The organism is Leeuwenhoekiella blandensis MED217 (genome assembly GCF_000152985.1).
Taxonomy (GTDB): domain Bacteria; phylum Bacteroidota; class Bacteroidia; order Flavobacteriales; family Flavobacteriaceae; genus Leeuwenhoekiella; species Leeuwenhoekiella blandensis.
Map to the genome: position 1 here is coordinate 1,933,828 of NZ_CH672395.1, position 18,893 is coordinate 1,952,720.

17 protein-coding genes are annotated in these 18,893 nt (G+C 38.6%); 4 read left to right on the forward strand and 13 right to left on the reverse strand.

Annotated features, from left to right (window positions below; all coding sequences use genetic code 11):
• Positions 1-20 precede the first annotated feature (20 nt).
• Positions 21-2,429 (forward strand): TonB-dependent receptor, encoded by a 2,409-nt coding sequence (locus MED217_RS08330; protein WP_009780062.1) that lies wholly within the window; start codon positions 21-23, stop codon positions 2,427-2,429.
• A gap of 16 nt (positions 2,430-2,445) precedes the next feature.
• Entirely contained in the window at positions 2,446-3,033 is a 588-nt protein-coding gene (locus MED217_RS08335; RefSeq protein WP_009780063.1) for a hypothetical protein, read from the forward strand.
• Positions 3,034-3,217: 184 nt separating this feature from the next.
• Here the strand turns inward: MED217_RS08335 and MED217_RS08340 are convergent, their stop codons facing one another.
• From MED217_RS08340 to MED217_RS08350, 3 genes are all read right to left on the reverse strand, one after another.
• A complete protein-coding gene (locus MED217_RS08340) occupies positions 3,218-4,084 on the reverse strand; it encodes a sigma-70 family RNA polymerase sigma factor (protein WP_009780064.1) in 867 nt (288 codons plus the stop codon).
• A 132-nt stretch (positions 4,085-4,216) separates the two neighbouring features.
• A complete protein-coding gene (locus MED217_RS08345) occupies positions 4,217-6,718 on the reverse strand; it encodes a transglycosylase domain-containing protein (RefSeq protein WP_009780065.1) in 2,502 nt (833 codons plus the stop codon).
• 476 nt (positions 6,719-7,194) lie between these two features.
• Positions 7,195-9,024: an SLC13 family permease gene (locus tag MED217_RS08350; RefSeq protein WP_009780066.1), complete on the reverse strand. Its 1,830-nt coding sequence runs from the start codon at positions 9,022-9,024 to the stop codon at positions 7,195-7,197.
• A 180-nt stretch (positions 9,025-9,204) separates the two neighbouring features.
• On the opposite strand from MED217_RS08350, the gene MED217_RS08355 reads away from it, so the two are divergent.
• Together MED217_RS08355 and MED217_RS08360 are read left to right on the forward strand one after the other, a co-directional pair.
• Positions 9,205-9,786 carry a Crp/Fnr family transcriptional regulator gene (locus MED217_RS08355; protein ID WP_009780067.1) on the forward strand — a complete coding sequence of 194 codons (582 nt, stop codon included), beginning with the start codon at positions 9,205-9,207 and terminating at the stop codon, positions 9,784-9,786.
• A 111-nt stretch (positions 9,787-9,897) separates the two neighbouring features.
• Positions 9,898-10,641, forward strand: a complete 744-nt coding sequence (locus MED217_RS08360; RefSeq protein ID WP_009780068.1) for an SDR family oxidoreductase — start codon at positions 9,898-9,900, stop codon at positions 10,639-10,641.
• A 96-nt stretch (positions 10,642-10,737) separates the two neighbouring features.
• Here MED217_RS08360 and MED217_RS08365 read toward each other — a convergent pair whose 3' ends face one another.
• From MED217_RS08365 to MED217_RS08410, 10 genes are all read right to left on the reverse strand, one after another.
• A complete protein-coding gene (locus MED217_RS08365; RefSeq protein WP_009780069.1) occupies positions 10,738-11,112 on the reverse strand; it encodes a hypothetical protein in 375 nt (124 codons plus the stop codon).
• Positions 11,096-11,560, reverse strand: a complete 465-nt coding sequence (locus MED217_RS08370) for a hypothetical protein (protein ID WP_009780070.1) — start codon at positions 11,558-11,560, stop codon at positions 11,096-11,098. Before MED217_RS08370 ends, MED217_RS08365 begins: the two co-directional genes overlap by 17 nt.
• A 132-nt stretch (positions 11,561-11,692) precedes the next feature.
• A complete protein-coding gene (locus MED217_RS08375) occupies positions 11,693-12,532 on the reverse strand; it encodes an OmpA/MotB family protein (RefSeq protein WP_009780071.1) in 840 nt (279 codons plus the stop codon).
• A 164-nt stretch (positions 12,533-12,696) separates the two neighbouring features.
• On the reverse strand, positions 12,697-13,149 hold the full coding sequence (locus MED217_RS08380; RefSeq protein ID WP_009780072.1) for an FKBP-type peptidyl-prolyl cis-trans isomerase: 453 nt from the start codon (positions 13,147-13,149) through the stop codon (positions 12,697-12,699).
• A 131-nt stretch (positions 13,150-13,280) separates the two neighbouring features.
• Positions 13,281-14,852: a signal peptidase I gene (lepB, locus tag MED217_RS08385; protein ID WP_009780073.1), complete on the reverse strand. Its 1,572-nt coding sequence runs from the start codon at positions 14,850-14,852 to the stop codon at positions 13,281-13,283.
• Positions 14,853-14,904: 52 nt separating this feature from the next.
• On the reverse strand, positions 14,905-15,606 hold the full coding sequence (gene dapB / locus MED217_RS08390; RefSeq protein ID WP_009780074.1) for a 4-hydroxy-tetrahydrodipicolinate reductase: 702 nt from the start codon (positions 15,604-15,606) through the stop codon (positions 14,905-14,907).
• Positions 15,607-15,609: 3 nt separating this feature from the next.
• Positions 15,610-16,203 (reverse strand): DUF5683 domain-containing protein, encoded by a 594-nt coding sequence (locus MED217_RS08395; protein WP_009780075.1) that lies wholly within the window; start codon positions 16,201-16,203, stop codon positions 15,610-15,612.
• Positions 16,193-17,098 (reverse strand): ParB/RepB/Spo0J family partition protein, encoded by a 906-nt coding sequence (locus MED217_RS08400; RefSeq protein ID WP_009780076.1) that lies wholly within the window; start codon positions 17,096-17,098, stop codon positions 16,193-16,195. The genes MED217_RS08395 and MED217_RS08400 overlap by 11 nt, the downstream gene beginning before the upstream one ends.
• Before the next feature lie 2 nt (positions 17,099-17,100).
• The gene (locus MED217_RS08405; protein ID WP_009780077.1) at positions 17,101-17,868 is read right to left on the reverse strand and encodes a ParA family protein; all 768 of its coding nucleotides are present in this window, start codon (positions 17,866-17,868) and stop codon (positions 17,101-17,103) included.
• Positions 17,869-18,007: 139 nt separating this feature from the next.
• Positions 18,008-18,889 carry an SDR family oxidoreductase gene (locus MED217_RS08410; RefSeq protein WP_009780078.1) on the reverse strand — a complete coding sequence of 294 codons (882 nt, stop codon included), beginning with the start codon at positions 18,887-18,889 and terminating at the stop codon, positions 18,008-18,010.
• Between the last annotated feature and the right edge of the window lie 4 nt (positions 18,890-18,893).

The following is an 18,893-nucleotide window of genomic DNA, read 5'->3' on the forward strand; positions in this document are numbered from 1 at the left end:
GAAGACCAATATATTTCAATATGAAATTTTTCAGTTTGGTGTTTGGGCTGCTTTTAAGTTTTCAGCTTCAAGCACAACAATGTGATTTTAAAATAAGTGGTGTTGTAAAGGATTTTCACGATGGTAATGTTTTACCCAATTCCACATTAAGCATAAACGGTTATGATATTTATGCACTAAGTGATTTAGATGGAAAATATGAACTGAGTGGCCTGTGTAAAGGAACTTATGTCGTGACCATCACCCATCCTGAGTGCGAAGTCGCGCAATTTACAGTAGAAGTTACCGACAATGTTCAGCGTGATTTTAAACTAGAACATCACACCGAAGCCTTGAATGCGGTTACTGTTCAGGGAGAAAATACCAATCGAGGTACCGTTTCCGGGACACAAACGCGGCTTGAGTCCGGAGTTCTAGAAAACTACAGCAATGCCAGCTTGGGTGACGCTTTACGCGAGGTTGCCGGAGTTTCTTCTTTAAATACTGGAAGCACCGTAGTAAAACCTGTAATTCAAGGTTTGCACAGTAGTCGGGTTCTTATCATCAACAACGGAACCCGAATGGAAGATCAGGAGTGGGGAGTAGAACACGCTCCAAACCTGGATATCAACGCAGCAGAAAATGTTACGGTGGTTAAAGGGGCAAGTGCCCTGCGTTACGGAGGTGATGCTGTGGGAGGTGTGATCGTTACAAACGCTCCCAAAGCACCAGCAAAAGACACGCTTTACGGTAAAACCATTTTAAGCGGAGCGACAAACGGCCGAAGTCTCGGAGTGACTACCAGCTTGTTAAAGGCTTTCGAAAGTGGCTTTTATGTGCAAGGACAAGGGACTACAAAATACGCTGGAGATCTGGAATCGCCAGATTATGTATTGTCAAATACCGGTTTGAGAGAGCATGATTTCTCAATAGGTTTTGGACTGAATAAATTCACTTACGGTTTTGATGCGTATTATAGTTTCTACAATTCTGAAATAGGGATTTTAAGAGCTAGCCATATTGGTAATTTAAGCGATTTGATTCGTGCCATAAACAGCGGGGCGCCTAATTATGTAAGAGATTTTACCTATGATATCAATGCGCCTAAACAAGATGTCAGCCACCATTTAGCTAAGATTAATTTTTACAAACGCTTTGAAAAAGCAGGTAAATTAAGTCTCGATTATTCGTATCAGCAGAATAACCGTAAAGAATTTGACATTCGGCGCGGTGACGATAGAGATCAGGCTTCGCTTGACTTACAACTTACCACACATACGCTAGCTTCAAACTTTTTATACGATGCTGCATCAAATTTGAAAGCCAACTTTGGTGTTGAAGCTTCTTATCAAGAGAATTTTCCTAATCCTAATACAGGCATTAGAAGACTTATTCCTGATTATGAGATGTACACCGCAGGTGCTTATGCCACTGCAGATCTTGATATCTCTCCCAAATGGCGTATTGACGGAGGTTTTAGATATGATTTTATGCAGATTGATGCACAAAAATATTATTTAACCAGTAGTTGGGAGAACAGAGGCTATGAGTCAGAATTTGGTGATCTCGTGGTTCAGCGATTGGATAATCAGCTTTTGGTAAACCCTGTGTTTGATTATCATAATTTTTCAGGAACCTTAGGAGCACGCTATCGTATCAAATCTAATTGGGATCTAAAATTGAATCTGAGTAGTGCTTCAAGAGCTCCCAATCCTGCAGAACTCTTTAGTGATGGTTTACACCACTCTGCAGCAATAATAGAGTTAGGTGATTTACGCCTTGATCAGGAACAATCGTATAAGGCTAGTTTAGAACTCAACGGGCAGACCGGTGGTCTAACTTTTGGAATCAATCCTTTTTATAACCACATCAGTGATTTTATAATTATGGAGCCTAATGGACTTCAATATACCAATCGTGGAGCATTTCCCGTGTATCAATACGGACAAGTAGACGCCAGACTTTTTGGAGTTGATGTTCGCGCCAATTATACGTTTGATGCTAATTTCAATTTACAAACGGTTTTTGCATACGTAAATGGTCAAGATTTAGATCGCAACCGACCACTTATTGATATGCCGGCACCAAACATCAATACGACTTTTGGGTTTAGAAAAGCAGAATGGAATAATTTAAATATAGGATTGCGTAATCAAACCGTATTAGAACAAACACGTTTTCCTAACAATGATTTTGAGGTAACATACATAAATGACTCAGGTGAACAGACGACAGAGACCGTTGCAGTAAGCCAACCGCCTTCAGGGTACAGCTTATTTCATTTAACGTCGTCAGTTGACTTTGATGTTTTCAAACAATCTACATTGACCCTAGGCTTTTTTGTAGATAATATTTTAAATACAGCCTATCGGGATTACTTAAATCGTCAACGTTATTTTACTGATGATTTAGGACGAAATTTTAGAATTCAATTAAAACTAAACTATTAATACACAACATAAGATTATGAAAAATATAAAATTTATAGCCCTAGCGCTATTAACTACGATCACGCTTGCTTCTTGTTCATCTGATGATGATACAACACCAGAAGTCATCAATGAAGAGGAAGTTATCACAACGATTACGCTTACGCTAGTTCCTGAAACCGGGGAGACGGTAACCCTAGAATCAAGAGATTTAGATGGTGAAGGTCCTAATGAACCTGTGATTACGATTTCTGGTCCTTTACAAGCCGGAATGCTTTACGATGGAAGCATCACTTTAGAAAATGAAACAGAATCTCCTGCTGAGCTTATTAATGAAGAGATTGAAGAAGAAGCAGATGAGCACCAATTTTTCTATCAAGCAGCATCAGGTGTTAATGCAACTTTTGCCTATGCAGATACCGAGAATGATTATATGAACAACGGCGTAGCAAATCCTGTTGGTCTTGAATTTACGTTACAAGCAGGTACTGCGTCTTCAGGAACTATTACGGTTACTCTAAGACATCAGCCAGCTAAAGATGCAGCAGGTGTAAGTGCAGGTGAAATTGCAAATGCAGCCGGAGAAACTGACGTTCAAGAATCTTTTGACATTGTTATTGAGTAAACCTCTATTAAATTATGTATGTACGCATACTACGGAATATGAAAATACGGTCCTTTGATAGGTCGTAGTATGCCTTATATCCACTTCCTCTATAACTTAGGTAAGTTGATAAATATCCTCAATAAAAAAAGCGCTGTAATTAATATTACAGCGCTTTTTTTATTTTCACTTTTAGGAGGTAAATCTATCCAAGATAGGTTTTAAGTACTTTACTTCTTGAAGTATGGCGCAGTCTTCTAATTCCTTTTTCACGAATTTGACGCACACGCTCACGACTTAAGTCAAACATTTCTCCAATTTCTTGAAGGGTGTGAGGCTGCTCACCACCTAAACCATAATTTAATTTGATCACATCAGACTCACGAGGAGAAAGCGTCTCAAGAGCTCTTTCAATCTCAGTTCCTAATGATTCCTGCATTAAATCTGCGTCCGGGTTAGGAGACTCTCCAGATTTTAATACATCATAAAGATTAGAGTCATTTTCACCTTCTTTAAAAGGAGCATCCATAGAAAGGTTACGTCCAGAGTTTTTCATTGCTAATTTTACTTTAGCAACAGTCATGTCTAACTCTTTTGCGATCTCTTCTGCAGATGGCGGGCGCTCTAAGCTTTGTTCCAGATAAGAAAATGCTTTGTTGATTTTACTTATCGTACCAATTTTGTTTAGGGGTAAACGTACGGTTCTTGAATGTTCTGAAATCGCCTGTAAAATAGACTGGCGAATCCACCAAACCGCGTAAGAAATAAATTTAAAACCACGTGTCTCGTCAAAACGCTTTGCAGCTTTTACAAGACCTACATTACCTTCATTGATTAAATCAGGTAATTTAAGACCTTGATTTTGATACTGTTTTGCCACAGAAACCACAAAACGCAAATTAGCCTTTGTCAAACGCTCTAGTGCAACTTGGTCACCTTCGCGAATGCGTTGTGCCAACTCGACCTCCTCATCAGCAGTAATCATATCGAGTTTACTTACATCTTGTAGATAGGTATTTAAAGATTTTGATTCCCGATTGGTTACCTGCTTGGTGATTTTGAGTTGTCTCATATAAAATTTATTTGTTAAAAGTAAATAGGATGTATTATAACATGGATTATTTTAAAATCAAATTAATTCATGCTTTTTATGATAAATTTAGCATTTATGCGCTTTTTTTAAAGTATATGCAATCTGAAACACTTAATCTTCATCATTCTTTTTCTTTCTCTTTAGAAACGAAAAAAATCCTCCGCTAGTATTTTCTTCTTCAGCTTCCTCTTTTTCTTGTGGTAGTGCTTGTTCTTCTGTTCTTAAGACATTACCATCATCATCGAGGTAGACTTTTGTTCTATAATTCTCTTCCTCTCCGTTAAAAATCGATTCAAAAAATCTTCTTACTTGTGACGTACTATCTTTAACGATAGGAGCGCAATCAAGAGCGCTTGCCACTTCAGCAGACGGACTTTTAAATCGTTGTTTTGTTAGCTTGGTATAGGTGGTATCTTTATTTAATTGCTGCATAAATTTAGCATAGATTGGCAAAGCTGAATTTGCTCCTGCACCTAATCCAGTACTGCTAAAGCCTATTCTATAATCATCATTACCTACCCAGCTTACTGCAACCATATAAGGTGTGATACCTACAAACCATCCGTCTTTATTATCTTGAGTGGTTCCTGTTTTACCAGCTATGTCATTATTAAGCTTATACGTGTACCTTAGTCGGGTTGCAGTTCCTTCCCTTACAGTACCTCGCATCATTTCTATCATAGTTTGTCTGGTGACGTTACTCATCACTGCTTTTTCTGGAACTTCCGGAGTGAATTCGGCAACGGTTTTTCCTGTTCGGTCTACGATTTTTGTAATGTAAAAAGGTTTCATCGGTTTTCCTCCGTTCACAAAGGAAGTATATGCCGAAGCCAGATTGCGCATCTTGATCTGTGCTGTTCCTAAGGCGAGCGAGGGAACTTTAGGTAACTTAGTATCAATCCCCATACTTCGAGCTTGATTGATTACTTTTTGAATACCAACATCTATAATAACCTTAACCGCAACCGTATTTATAGAATTGCTTAAGGCCCCTTTAAGCGAGTACGACAGGTCTTCGCCTTCACCACCTGCATTAGCAGGAGACCATTCCTTATTATTAAAATAATAAATCTGTTGGTCGCCATCATAGTAGGTGCAAGGATCCATTCCCTGTTCTAATGCTGTCGTATATACAAAAGGTTTAAACGTAGAACCTACCATACGTTCACTTTGACTCACGTGGTCGTATTTGAAATTTTCAAAGTCAATACCACCGATGTAGGCCAGAACACCTCCGGTTTGTGGATCTAATGCGACAAAACCACAATTAAGTAAAGAGAGATAATGAGACAGGCTGTCTTTTACTGAGATTTGCTGTGTGCGCTCGTCTGTGTTCCAATCAAAGATTTTACGTTTTCTCTTTATATTTAGTGAGTCTTCAATGGCTTCGGGAGAAAGACTGTCTTTAACCAATTTTTGATAATACGGGAGCTTTTCAAGACTTGGTTTTAGAATAGATGAACGTTTCCAAGGCGCATAATTACCATACGCTTTTTCGTATTGCGATTGCAAAGCAGCCATGTGCTCTCGCATTCCGGCTTCTGCATATTCCTGCATTTTTTTATCAAGCGTGGTGTGTATGGTTAACCCATCTTGATATAAATCGTAAGCAGAACCATCGTCTTTCTTGTAGTTTTTAAGAATGTCCTGAGCTTCTTGACGTATAAGCTCTCTAAAATAGGGAGCGATCCCAAGATCGGTATGCTTTTGATAACTCAACATAATCGTGTCACGTTCCATACCGACGGTATCTCGCGGATTCAAATAGTCATAACGTAACATCTGGTTGATCACAACATCGCGTCTTTTTCTAGCGCGATCGGGATAGACTCTTGGGTTATAACTATTATTTGCTTTTAACGTACCTACCAAAATAGCAGCTTCGTTAAGCGTTAAACTTTCGGTATTCTTATTAAAGAATTTTTGACTCGCGCTTTCTATTCCATAGGTATTGTCAGGAAAGGGAACGGTATTCAGATAAAGATTAATGATTTCATCTTTAGTGTATACTTCCTCAACCCGTTGCGCGATGATAAACTCTTTGAATTTTGAGATCACCAAATTAAACGTGCCGGCACCGCGACGCCCGTAGATATTCTTAACCAACTGCTGGGTTATTGTACTTCCTCCACCCGCGGAGTCATCCTGCATGAGCAGTGTTTTGAATAAAACACGCATCAGGCTTACTTTATCTACACCATCGTGTTTGTAAAAACGAGCATCTTCGGTGGCAATGAGTGCATTTTTTAAATGTTCTGGGATTTCGTCAAAACCAATAGGTCTTCGGTCAAAAATGTAATATTTACCAATAACCTTTTCATTTCGGTCTACCAATTGTGTGGCAAGCGATTGTTCTAGATGGCTAAGCTCATATTTAGATGGAAGTGCTCCCCAGACACCCATATAAATACTGAAGAAAAAAAGCGAAAAGGCAAAAAACAAAGTTCCTAATGCCAAAAGGGGATAGCGAACCCATTTTCTTTTTACCGCTGAATGAAACTTTAAAGTGGCAAAACGAAATCCTATTTCGAGATATTTTAAAATCTTGAAAAAGAGCTGAAGCGCTTTACTTTTAAAATCGTTTATGTTCCTATTTTTTAAGGGGTTCCTCATAAAAAAACAAAGGTAATAGTATTTTATGCCTGCGTGGATAGCACTTTAGATTAGTTTAACAACTAAATTTTTTAATTGAAGTGTAACAAAACTGAAATGCGGTCGTCTTACTTATATAACATCAATCAAAGAGTTCTTTTAAATTTTAATACAACACAACTTTTTCCCGGTTTTATCGGGGAAGTGTTTACATAAAAGCTGGCAAAGGTCACCTTCTGGGTGAGTGCTGCGAACTTTAACACGTATTTGATTTAAATTTTTAATCAATCAATCACAAAACGAGCAGTTATCTGATTCTTTTAGATAGCTGCTTTTTTATTGGCACCGCCAAAGAGTAAAATATTCCGAGGCTTGCCTCGAAATTGAACATTCATTTCCAAACAATGCCTCTTGGGCCTGCTTTTGTCGGCAGACAGGCTTGCCATAATGTGGTTTACTGGCATCTGCTAAGGTTGATTACTGAAAGGTGGTTTAGTTTATAATAACGTAGCGAGTAGAAAGGTACCTGCTACACATAAAATGATTGATAGGATACCTCCTAAAATCAAAAAATGCTTGAAGCGATAAATACCAAGATTGTAGATCAATGTATTGGTTTGATATCCCACGGGTGTAAAAAAGCTAAAATTAGCCGCAAACATAACCGCCAGAATAAAAGGTTTAGCAGGTAGGTTGAGTCCGGATGCAACGGAAATTGCAATGGGTGCCATAATCACCGCGGTAGCATTGTTTGAAATACTTCCGCTAAGAATCATGGTGATCAAAAAAAGAGCTCCAAGAATAAACAAGTTATTTCTCCCTTCAAATAGGGCAAGTAAATGTTCAGAAAGCCAGAGGTCTGCACCGCTATTGGTCATTGCCACGCCCAGCGGAATCATACCGGCCAGTAGAAAAAATATCTGCCAATCTACTTTATGATAAATTTTATTCATCTCAAGGCTATTTGTCGCCAAGAGTAATCCAATTCCTGTAAGCGAACTTGCTAGAATACTCAATAAACCTGAAGCAGCCATGGCGATCACGGCTAGTAAAATCGTTGCAGTGATATATTTACGCTTGTTATTTTTGGCTTTAAAAGGTTCGTGCATCTTTAAGATCACAATACCTTCTAGATTTTCCAAAGTATTCAACTCGGTTTGGGTAATCTCTAATAAAATACGATCCCCGGGTTTGATACGTATTTGATTCAGATCTTTACGGATAAGCCGCTCGGTGGTGTTTCTGATGTTTTTCCGTTTTTTTATAGCAATGGGTAAGGCACCTTCCAGTTTAAGTCGTTTTAAATTATTTAGCGTGCTTCCTACAAAAGCAGAACCGGGCAGGACCAGTACTTCAACTAATTGAATTTGGGTTTCTTTAGTCTCTTGCTCACTTTTGTTCTTCTGATCTTTGGAGAAAGTTTCCGTAGTTTGAAGTGCTTTACTAGCGCGTGTTAGGTTTTCTTCTTGAGAGATACGCTCTATATTTTCAAGATCTGCCATCACGACCAATTTATCTTGCTCTGCTAGCGTAATATATCTTCCCGGCGCATTGGTGACCACGTGGTTACGAATGAGTTTGAGTAAGGTTACCTCAGGATCTTTAAAAAGAAACGTATCCTGAATGGCTTTACCCACAAGCGGCGAGTTTGAATTTATGGTGACGGTTGTAATCAGGTTGTTGATCTCGTAATCTACTTCTAAACGTTCTGAAACATTTTTCTTCGGAAGAAATTTTGAAGCAATCGTAACCACAACTATTCCTATTACCAGAAAGATCAAGCCAAACCAGGCAAACTCAAAAAAGCCAAGTTTTTCTACTCCGCGGTTTTGAGCCACAGAATTCACAATGAGGTTGGTTGATGTTCCCATTAAGGTACAGCTTCCGCCAAGAATTCCTGCAAAAGATACCGGTAGTAATAATTTACCTGCGGCTATGCCATAACGTTCTGCAAGCTGAAAAATAATTTTTATAAAAACGATCACTACGGCTGTTGTACTTATAAAAGCACTTATACCGGCAGTTAGAAACATAAATGTAGGAATAAGCAGGAGTAAAGGTAAAATGCTCAAGCGCTGTAAACCGTCGGTAAACCAAGCAATGACGCCGTTATCTTCAAGTGCTACAGCAATGATCATCAAGGCCAAAACGGTTATCGTTGCAGTGTTTGAAAAACCACTTATACCTTCTTCAGGAGTGACTAAACCCAGCAAAATCAAGGATACAATAATGAAAATAGCGATTTTATCTACCGGAAATAATTCGGTGACAAATAAAAAAATGGTGACTCCGAGAATGATAAAAACTTCGAGTATTGCGAGATCCATACGATTAAAATAGAACGCTAAATTTACTAGGAAAGCTTAAAGCTTTTTGCCAAAGTTTATATAAATCGAAGTTGAAGTATTATCCCTATTTTTAAACCTTGTGGTTGTCCTTTGTTATTAAGGGCGCGTATTTTTAGCACCTCAGAAGGGTAGAATACACAAGATAATTTACGAGCAAATATGTTTGATTCTTTACGGAAGCACTTAGAACAGGTTATTGAAATTTCAGATCAGGAATTTGATGAATTTTGCGGTTTGCTTTCTCCGCAAAAATTCAAAAAAAGAGCTATCCTGATCCGTCCCGGCGATTTGGTTCAGTCAGAATTTTATGTGGTCTCCGGTTGTTTGCAAGTAGTTCATACTTCAGAAAACGGAGATGAGTCAATTTTACAATTTGCCATTGAAGATTGGTGGGTGAGTGATTTTGCTGCTTTTTTTAACGGTACACGGGCACGGTTGACGGTAAGCTGTATTGAAGATTCAACGGTGCTGGAATTGAATAAAAACTATCTCGAAGAGCTCTACGGACGAATACCAAAATTTGAACGTTTTTTTAGAATCAAATTAACAGGTGCTTTTGTTGCGCTCTATGAACGCATTCAGAATGGCTTAGAAAAAAACAGTACTGAACGGTATCAGGAATTCTGTGAGACCTATCCCAATATCGAGCAGCGCGTTCCCAACTATAAAATTGCGAGTTATCTTGGTATAAAACCAGAATCATTAAGCCGAATTCGAAGAGAACTTCAGGAGAAAACGTAATTCTTAACAAGGCTTAACAGGCTTTGTATATTCTTAACAGCTAAACCTAACATAGGTCAATGAACTCAAACGGGAAGGCTAAGTAAATTTGTCTAAACTAAAAATTAAATTATGAGTTTAGAGAACAAAACTGTGATCATAACCGGAGCCTCAAGTGGAATAGGAGAGGCGACGGCAAAAAAATTAGCCGGAGCCGGTGCTAAAGTTGTTATTACTGCACGACGTACAGAGCGCTTGAACGAACTTAAAGAAACTATTGAAAAAGATGGCGGGACGGCTCTAGTCGTTACGGCAGATGTAACGAGTAAAGACGATTGGAAGAATATTATTGAAAAAACACACGAGACCTTTGGTAAAGTAGATGTTTTAGTAAACAATGCGGGACTGATGCCACTTTCTTTTGTAGAAAATTTGAAGACAGACGAATGGGACACTATGGTAGATGTAAACATCAAAGGTGTGCTTAATGGTGTTTCTAGTGTAGTGCCAGATATGAAAGAGAATAAATCAGGTCACATTATTAATATTTCATCTGTAGCCGGAAGAAAAATTATGCCTGCCGGATCTGTGTATTGTGCCACCAAATATGCGGTAAGAGCTTTGAGTGAAGGTATACGTCTAGAAATGGGACCAAAATATAATACCAAAGTAACTTCTATAGAACCAGGCTTTGTAGCAACCGAATTGACGCAAACCATTACTGATGATGATGTACAAGATATGTTATCACAGTTTGCCGACTTGAAGACTTTAGAAGCAGAAGATATAGCAAATTCTATACATTACGCCTTAACACAACCAGAGCACAGCAGTGTAAACGAGATCTTGATACGACCAACAAATCAGGATTTATAGAATATTCTCAATCTTATTATATAACCAAAAGGTCTGGCATTGCCAGACCTTTTTTTATTGACGCTGCCAAAGGATATAATAATCCCGGATTAGTTACTAGCAGATAAAGGCAATATTTAAGAGTCCTAATAATCCAAGAATCAGAGCTGTAATCCCAATGATTACTTGATACGGATTTAAAAATCCTGCTGCTTTATTGAAGAAATCTTGTAATGATGGGCTGTTCTGAAAAGTTCCTCCCAACAGTGCCAAGCCGGCAAGAATACCTACAATGTCTCTAAATGTACAGAAGGGTCTAAAGAGAAACCAAATACCTAAAATAAGGCATATGCCTCCAATGACGGCAGAAAAGGGGCGAAGAGCACTTGCAGCTTTAGTGAAGATTTGGGTGCTGCCGTCCCATTTGTCTAGTGTTGTTATTCCTAAAAGAATACCGGCGCAAATGAGTGCCAGTTCATAAAGTATTATCATGATGCTTTTGTGTTAGTTTCTCAAAATCGGTAACAGGATCTAACTTGTCACCTTTACGGATAAAATTAACCGCTTCGAGTAAACTCTCAAAAGAAAAAATTTCTCCTTTATAAAAAAAACGTTCGATAACTAAATTATAAATGGCTGTTTTGCGGTAAGTAACAACAGCAAAAACCTTAAATAGATCACGTTTGTTTAAATAGGCCAACCAATCTTGGGGTTTAATAGAATAATCATGAACGCGATTCGAGATGTAATTCACTTGGCTGCCTTTATTTTTATAAAATTTTTCACCAACCTCAAGCACTTTTTGAGCTTTATCCCACTCAAATAATTCGCCTTCATTAATTTCTGAAATGATAAAGTCATCAAAAAAGTAAAATGACCCAAAATTAAAACGATGTTCTTCTCTTATTAAATGTATTAAATGGGTGTTCTTTACTTTCATAGTCTTCAGCATTTTCTTTTTAAATTATCAAATCTTCAAAGAGATAGAAAATAGTTTAACAGACTTATACGATTAAGTATTAAAAAAAAGCCACCATTCGGTGGCTTTTTACAAGTATTTCTAAATATTATACTAGTCGGTCGAACTTACCATCGATAGGAATTTATCTAAATTAGGTAAGATGACAATTCTTGTACGGCGGTTCTTAGCACGATCTTCTTTAGTGGCATTATCTACAAGTGGTAAGTAACTACTGCGTCCTGCTGCGATCAGTTTAGCAGGATCAACATTATACTTGTCTTGTAACTCTCTAATGATCGCTGTAGAACGCTCTACTGAAAGTTCCCAATTGTCTTTAATGTAAGCACCGGGTTTTACCGTTTGGTCATCCGTATGACCTTCAACCATAACTTTGATTGCAGGTTCTGAATTGATGACATCTGCCAGGCGTTTTAATAAACCGTCTGCTTTATTACTTACACGATAGCTTCCGCTATTGAACAGCAATTTATCAGAAACATTGATCATTACCACAGTCTCATCGATATCGACCTGAATATCTTCATCTTCCCCCACAGAATCATCAAGATTCTTTTTAAGGTTATATGAGATCGCTAGGTTCATCGAATCTTCAAGACTCTTGGCTTGCGCCAATTCGTTTTGATCTACCTTGCTTAAGGTTTCACGCATTTTATCTTTAGTACTTTCAGACATAACAGCAAGATTTTCTACTAAGTCAAGCTTTTGATAGTTGTCATCTCTTAAAGAATTTATTTTGCTGTTGTAGTCAGCAACCCGGTTTTCGATGGCGCTGTATTTTGCTTCTAATTCTTCTTTCTCAACCTGAGTTTTGGTAAGCGAAACCCGCGTGTCGTCATATCTGGTTTCTAATTCGGTGTATTTTTTCTTAGACACACAAGATACAGTAAGTATGGTCGCGCTTAAAAGCGCAACAGTATTCATTTTTTTCATTATTCATAAATTTAGTTAGACCTCTATAACAGGTGCGTCCTAAATTTATTTTTTTCAAAATGCTATAATTCTGTTAAAGCATTTCGTCTAGCCTTATTGATTTGAATGAAAAAAGTCCGTAAACACAGATGTCTACGGACTTTCAAGATTTATTTAAAAAGCTATTATTTGATATCTACAACTTCCAGGTCAAAAATGAGATCCTGTCCTGCAAGTGGGTGATTGGCATCGATCACGATACTTTCATTACGCACTTCAGCTACACGAAGTTGACGCTCACTTCCGTCAGGATTTTTAGCAACTAAGCCCATTCCTACTTGAGGATCAATTTCCTGTGGAAGATCTGCTTTTGGTACTTCTTGAAAAAGATCTTTACGCACTTCGCCGTAGGCTTCTGCTTCTGGGATCGTGATCGTTTTCTTTTCACTAACTCCCATATCAATAAGACCTTTTTCAAAACCGGGAATGATTTGTCCCTGACCTAATTGAAATTCTAAAGGTTGCTTATCTACAGAGCTGTCAAAAATTTGACCATTTGTTAATTTTCCTGTGTAATGCACCTTTACGGTATCGTTATTTTTTACTGTACGTTGTGTATTTTTTTCCTGTGTTTCCATAGTGCGGAAGCTATAAAACAGGCTGTGCAATCCCTAAGCAATTGTGTTAAAATAAAAATTTTTATCAGTATAAAAACAAAAAGCATCAAACCTTTAAAATTTGATGCTTTTACGTGTTATTTGTTTAAATATTAGGATTTTGCTTTCCTGATCTTTATGACTTTTGAGATTACAATATAGCCAACTATGGCAATAATAAAGTAAATAAAGTAAGAAACCGGCTTGCCATCGCCACCAACCGTCGTAAACAAGCGTTCCCAACGAATTTTTTCCATAATACCGGTGCCATTACTGTCCCAACTAAACCAAATAAATACAGGTTTACCTACGATATGATTTTCAGGAACAAAGCCCCAAAAACGACTGTCTTCACTATTATGACGGTTATCACCCATCATCCAGTAATAATCTTGTTTAAATGTGTATTCGGTAAGTGGTTGACCGTTTAAGGCAACTTCAGTTCCATTTACAGTGATCTCGCGTTGTTCTCCCATTTCTTCACCCTCATAAACTTCAATTAGACGTTTATAAAGCGGAAGGTTTTCAACAGTAATTGGCGCTGTAGCTCCAGCTTTAGGAATATAAAAAGAAGCCATCTGATCGCGATTTCCTAAACTAGCATTCCCTTTCGGAAAGATAGAAGCATCTTTTTGACCTGGATCTGCAATTAACCGTTCAAGGGAAGCTACATTTGGATGATTGCGGAAGCGCTCTGCATTTTCAGCAGTAAGCGCCTGAGTATGAAATTGCGTTGAATTATAGAACGAAAGATTAGTTATCTTATATTGATCGTAAAGGTTCTTTGCATTAAATCCGCCACCTTTTGCTGTACCTATATAACTGTATTGTGGTTGTGCACGGCCAGGTAATTCCAGAGGAGCATTGTTTACAAAAACTTTTCCGTCAACGATTTTCAAACTATCCCCAGGTAAACCTACCGCACGTTTTACATAATTCGATTTTTTATCTATGGGTTTATGATAGTATTTTCCGTCATCCAAGCCGTAGAAGCGATTTACCGTATCTACCGGCCAGCTAAACACCACAATGTCGCTGCGCTCAATATCTTGAAACCCCGGAAGTCTAAAGTAGGGGAGTTGGGGTTTGTCTAAATAGGATTTGATCCCTACACCCGGAATGGTGTCATGAACCATCGGGAAACTTACGGTCGTCATTGGCGTACGTGCCCCATAATGAAACTTACTTACAAAAAGAAAATCTCCTATGAGTAGAGTGCGTTCTAATGAACCGGTAGGAATCGTAAAAGGTTGCATCACATAGGTGTGTACAATGGTTGCAGCCACAACTGCAAAAAGAATAGAACTAACCCACTCACCAACAGCACTTTTAGGCACTAATGAGCGCTCTGTTTTATAGGTTACCGGCGCAGCATAATTTAAATAATAGAGGTAGAAGCCCAGCGTGACAATAACAAGTACTGTGTCTGTCGTTGAGTTTTTACCAAAGCTTCTTGCAGTTTCTACCCAAATTACCGGAAACATAATCAGGTTTACGATGGGGATAAAAAGAAGAATGGTCCACCACCAAGGGCGACCAATTATACGCATTAGAATAACCGCATTATATATGGGAACGATAGCTTCCCAAGCCTGACGTCCTGCTTTTTTATATAATTTCCAGGTTCCTAAAAAGTGGATGACCTGAACCAGCAGGAAGAATAAAAACCATTGCATCATTGTCATAGGTTCGTATGTTTTGTTGTATTTGTATGTTTTTCTAGTAAGATGTTACTCATTATGATAAATTGAGTACATCTTTCATACTATAAACACCTGTTTTATCTTTTAACCATTCGGCAGCGATGATTGCACCTAAAGCAAAACCATTGCGGTTATGTGCCTTATGTTCGATAGTGATCTCATCAACTTGACTTTCATATTTTATAGTATGCGTTCCTGGAACTTCACCTTCGCGTTCTGCTTTAATGGTGATTTTGTTCGCTTCTTGCTCATCAAGAATCCAGTCGTTTTTCTCTGAATGCTCCAAAATCCCTTCTGCCAACGTTATTGCGGTTCCGCTAGGGGCATCTAATTTATGAATATGATGTACTTCTGTCATAGCTACATCATAGTCTTTAAGCCCCTGCATCATTTTGGCAAGCTGCTTATTCAGTTCAAAAAAGATGTTTACCCCTACGCTAAAGTTTGAGGCGTAAATAAAAGCCCCTTTATTTTGCTCGCATAGCGAAACCATCTCGTCATACTTATCAAGCCATCCCGTGGTTCCTGAAACTACCGGAATATTCGCTTCAAAACAGGCTGTGATATTTGCTACGGCAGCAGAAGGAATACTAAAATCGATAGCAACTTCGGCACCATTAAAATCATAAGAGTCATCAGCGGCATCGATGGTTTTCACGATCTCGTGACCGCGATCTGTTGCGAGTTGCGCTATAGTTTTTCCCATACGGCCATAACCAAGAAGGGCAATTTTCATAATCTAAAAAGTATAAGTGATACGCATCCCAAACGTGTTTGAGTAGTCAAATTCATTGCGTTGCATAAATGGAGCAAAGCTCAATCGGTCTTCCACTTCATATTGTGAAAGGTGAGCATCTACGTTTGCTTCAAGTATTTGCAATACATACAACCCTGCGGTAATGAGTATCGATAGTTCTTTGTTTCTTCGGTAAAAATCCTGGGCTCTCAACAATTGATCTTCTGTGAATAATTCACGCGTATTCCCATTTTCATCTACTATAGTAAATTCATCCATACGTCCTGCAATACGATCTTTGTATGCGGTACGATATTGTTGAAAGAGGTCGTGATTGTAAACGGCAATTCCTACACCGGTACCAATAGCACCGTATACGATAGGAATTTTCCAGTAATCTTTATTGTAAGCTTGTCCTAATCCCGGAAGCACCGCAGCGTAAAACGCAGCTTTGGCCGGTTTAAGCGCATCATATTCTTGAAAAGCGGCATCTATTTCTTCGGCTTCAATTTGAGGTTGTTCCTCAGATGGCGTTGATTGGCTTAAAGCTATACTGCAGAAAAGGAGGCAAGTAAATAGTATTAATTTATTCGGCACCAGATATTAATTTTTTAAGTCGCTTAAAATCTTCTTCTGAAGAAAACGGAATTATTAGTTTTCCATTGCCTTTTTGAGCAACTTTTACATCTACTTTGGCTCCAAAGTAAGAAGCAAATTCTTTTTTTCCTTCCTGAATGAAGTCAGGAACTTTAGATTTAACCGGAGTTGACTTCCCTGATTTTTTCCCTTCTTTATAATTTTTTACAAGGGCTTCTGTAGCTCTTACCGAAAGTGAATCCTGAAGGATCTTCTCGTATATATCGAGTTGGTCTGAAGTATTTTCAATATTAATCAGCGCACGACCGTGGCCCATAGACAGAAAACCATCACGCATTCCTGTTTGAACGATCGGGTCTAATTTCAACAAACGCAAATAGTTAGCAATCGTAGATCTGTTTTTACCTACACGCTCGCTCATTTGCTCTTGGGTAAGATTGATCTCTTCGATCAAACGCTCGTAAGAAAGTGCAATTTCTATGGGATCAAGATCTTCACGTTGAATGTTTTCAACAAGAGCCATCTCAAGCGACTCTTGATCATTAGCGATACGAATGTATGCCGGGATGGTCTCTAGACCAACTAATTTGGAAGCTCTAAAACGACGCTCTCCAGAAACCAATTGGTATTTACCAAACTCAATTTTACGAACGGTTATGGGTTGAATGACACCCAACTCACGAATGGACGACGCAAGCTCTTTTAAAGCATCTTCATTAAAACTGCTTCGGGGTTGAAACGGGTTTACTTCAATATTGGCAAGTTCTAGCTCTACAATATTGCCTACAACCTTATCTGCGCCTTTATCACCGGCGGTTTTTATATCATTGTCAGGATCTTTCAATAAAGCTGAAAGACCACGACCCAAAGCTTGTTTTTTAACTGCTTTAGCCATCTTTACGCGTCATTTTTAGTAATTATCTCCTGAGCTAAACTTAAGTAATTTGCGGCACCTTTGCTGCCTGCATCGTAATTAATTATGCTTTCACCATAACTTGGTGCTTCACTCAAGCGAACGTTTCTTTGGATAATGGTATCAAAAACCATCTCATCAAAATGCTTTTGTACTTCATCAACCACCTGATTTGAAAGTCTCAAACGAGAATCAAACATCGTTAATAAAAGCCCCTCAATATCTAATTTTTGATTGTGGATTTTCTGAACACTTTTGATCGTGTTCAACAATTTACCAAGACCTTCAAGTGCAAAATATTCACATTGAATAGGTATAATCACAGAGTCTGAAGCGGTAAGTGCATTGAGTGTTAATAATCCCAATGATGGGGCACAATCAATCAAGATGTAGTCATAAGAATCTTTCAAGTGTCTTATGGCACGCGCCATCATATATTCGCGTTGATCCATATCTACCAATTCGATCTCGATAGCTACCAAGTCGATATGTGCAGGAATCAAGTCGAGATTTGGAGACTCGGTCTTCATAATGGTTTCTTCGGCCTTGCTAGAATGTTCCAGCAGCTGATAGGTACCCATCTCGATCGTTTCAACATCTATACCCAATCCCGATGTGGCATTTGCCTGAGGATCTGCATCAATTAAAAGTACTTTTTTCTCAAGCACGCCTAGCGAGGCTGCAAGGTTAACCGATGTTGTAGTCTTGCCTACACCACCTTTTTGATTAGCAATTGCTATAATTTTGCCCATAGAGTATATTGAGGTATTGCACAGCGAAAATACGATTTATAACGGGCAATTAAAATGCTTTTTGTTAACAGGTTTTAATAGTTTTAGGAGAATCACTTTTATAAAACACAGGATTCGAGTTTAAAAATTCTTAAATCCTTTATTTATTGCGCTTTGCTTTAACCATTGCCTCCAATTGATCCCATAATTCTTCTGGAATATCTTGTAATAAATTGAATTGTCCCGCACCTTCAAGCCATTCACCACCATCAATGGTCACAACTTCACCGTTGATGTACGCTGAAAAGTCTGAAACTAAATACGCCGCGAGATTGGCAAGCTCCTGATGTGCTCCAACTCTGCGCAAGGGTACTTTCTTAGACAGATCAAATTTTTCAGCAAGATCTCCCGGAAGAAGCCGTTCCCAAGCACCTTTGGTAGGGAAGGGGCCAGGAGCGATCGCATTAGAACGTATACCGTATTTGGCCCATTCTACCGCTAGTGAGCGTGTCATAGCAAGCACTCCGGCTTTTGCCGTAGCACTGGGAACCACATAAGCAGAACCGGTCCAGGCATAGGTCGTAACGATGTTTAAGATGGTTTTGTTGGTTACCTTTTTATCAATCCAATGCTTACCAAAGGCGAGCGTGCAGTTTTTACTTCCTTTTAAGACGATATCAATAACCACATCAAAAGCGTTGGCAGAAAGTCTTTCAGTTGGAGAAATGAAATTACCTGCGGCATTATTCAACAGCACGTCAACACTACCAAATTGCTCAATTACCGCATCGCGCATCGCGACGACTTGCTCATAATCGCGTACGTCGCATTGCACCGGAAAGCAGGTTCCACAGGTTTCAGCTTCTAAAGCTTCGGCAGTAGTTTTAAGTTTTTCCAAATTTCGCGAAGTAATAGCAACCTGAGCCCCTAACTCCATAAAGTATTTGGTCATTGCTTTTCCCAGACCGCTTCCGCCGCCGGTTACCACAATTGTTTTTCCTTGAAGCGCATCGTCACGCAGCATTTTATTTTTAAAATTCATAGCT

What these genes read in the sequence shown, in the direction of transcription:
- MED217_RS08330 (WP_009780062.1), top strand. Translation starts at nt 21, where the DNA reads ATGAAATTTTTCAGTTTGGTGTTTGGGCTGCTTTTAAGTTTTCAGCTT.
- MED217_RS08335 (WP_009780063.1), top strand. Translation starts at nt 2,446, where the DNA reads ATGAAAAATATAAAATTTATAGCCCTAGCGCTATTAACTACGATCACG.
- MED217_RS08340 (WP_009780064.1), bottom strand. Translation starts at nt 4,084, where the DNA reads ATGAGACAACTCAAAATCACCAAGCAGGTAACCAATCGGGAATCAAAA.
- MED217_RS08345 (WP_009780065.1), bottom strand. Translation starts at nt 6,718, where the DNA reads ATGAGGAACCCCTTAAAAAATAGGAACATAAACGATTTTAAAAGTAAA.
- MED217_RS08350 (WP_009780066.1), bottom strand. Translation starts at nt 9,024, where the DNA reads ATGGATCTCGCAATACTCGAAGTTTTTATCATTCTCGGAGTCACCATT.
- MED217_RS08355 (WP_009780067.1), top strand. Translation starts at nt 9,205, where the DNA reads ATGTTTGATTCTTTACGGAAGCACTTAGAACAGGTTATTGAAATTTCA.
- MED217_RS08360 (WP_009780068.1), top strand. Translation starts at nt 9,898, where the DNA reads ATGAGTTTAGAGAACAAAACTGTGATCATAACCGGAGCCTCAAGTGGA.
- MED217_RS08365 (WP_009780069.1), bottom strand. Translation starts at nt 11,112, where the DNA reads ATGATAATACTTTATGAACTGGCACTCATTTGCGCCGGTATTCTTTTA.
- MED217_RS08370 (WP_009780070.1), bottom strand. Translation starts at nt 11,560, where the DNA reads ATGAAAGTAAAGAACACCCATTTAATACATTTAATAAGAGAAGAACAT.
- MED217_RS08375 (WP_009780071.1), bottom strand. Translation starts at nt 12,532, where the DNA reads ATGAAAAAAATGAATACTGTTGCGCTTTTAAGCGCGACCATACTTACT.
- MED217_RS08380 (WP_009780072.1), bottom strand. Translation starts at nt 13,149, where the DNA reads ATGGAAACACAGGAAAAAAATACACAACGTACAGTAAAAAATAACGAT.
- lepB (WP_009780073.1), bottom strand. Translation starts at nt 14,852, where the DNA reads ATGACAATGATGCAATGGTTTTTATTCTTCCTGCTGGTTCAGGTCATC.
- dapB (WP_009780074.1), bottom strand. Translation starts at nt 15,606, where the DNA reads ATGAAAATTGCCCTTCTTGGTTATGGCCGTATGGGAAAAACTATAGCG.
- MED217_RS08400 (WP_009780076.1), bottom strand. Translation starts at nt 17,098, where the DNA reads ATGGCTAAAGCAGTTAAAAAACAAGCTTTGGGTCGTGGTCTTTCAGCT.
- MED217_RS08405 (WP_009780077.1), bottom strand. Translation starts at nt 17,868, where the DNA reads ATGGGCAAAATTATAGCAATTGCTAATCAAAAAGGTGGTGTAGGCAAG.
- MED217_RS08410 (WP_009780078.1), bottom strand. Translation starts at nt 18,889, where the DNA reads ATGAATTTTAAAAATAAAATGCTGCGTGACGATGCGCTTCAAGGAAAA.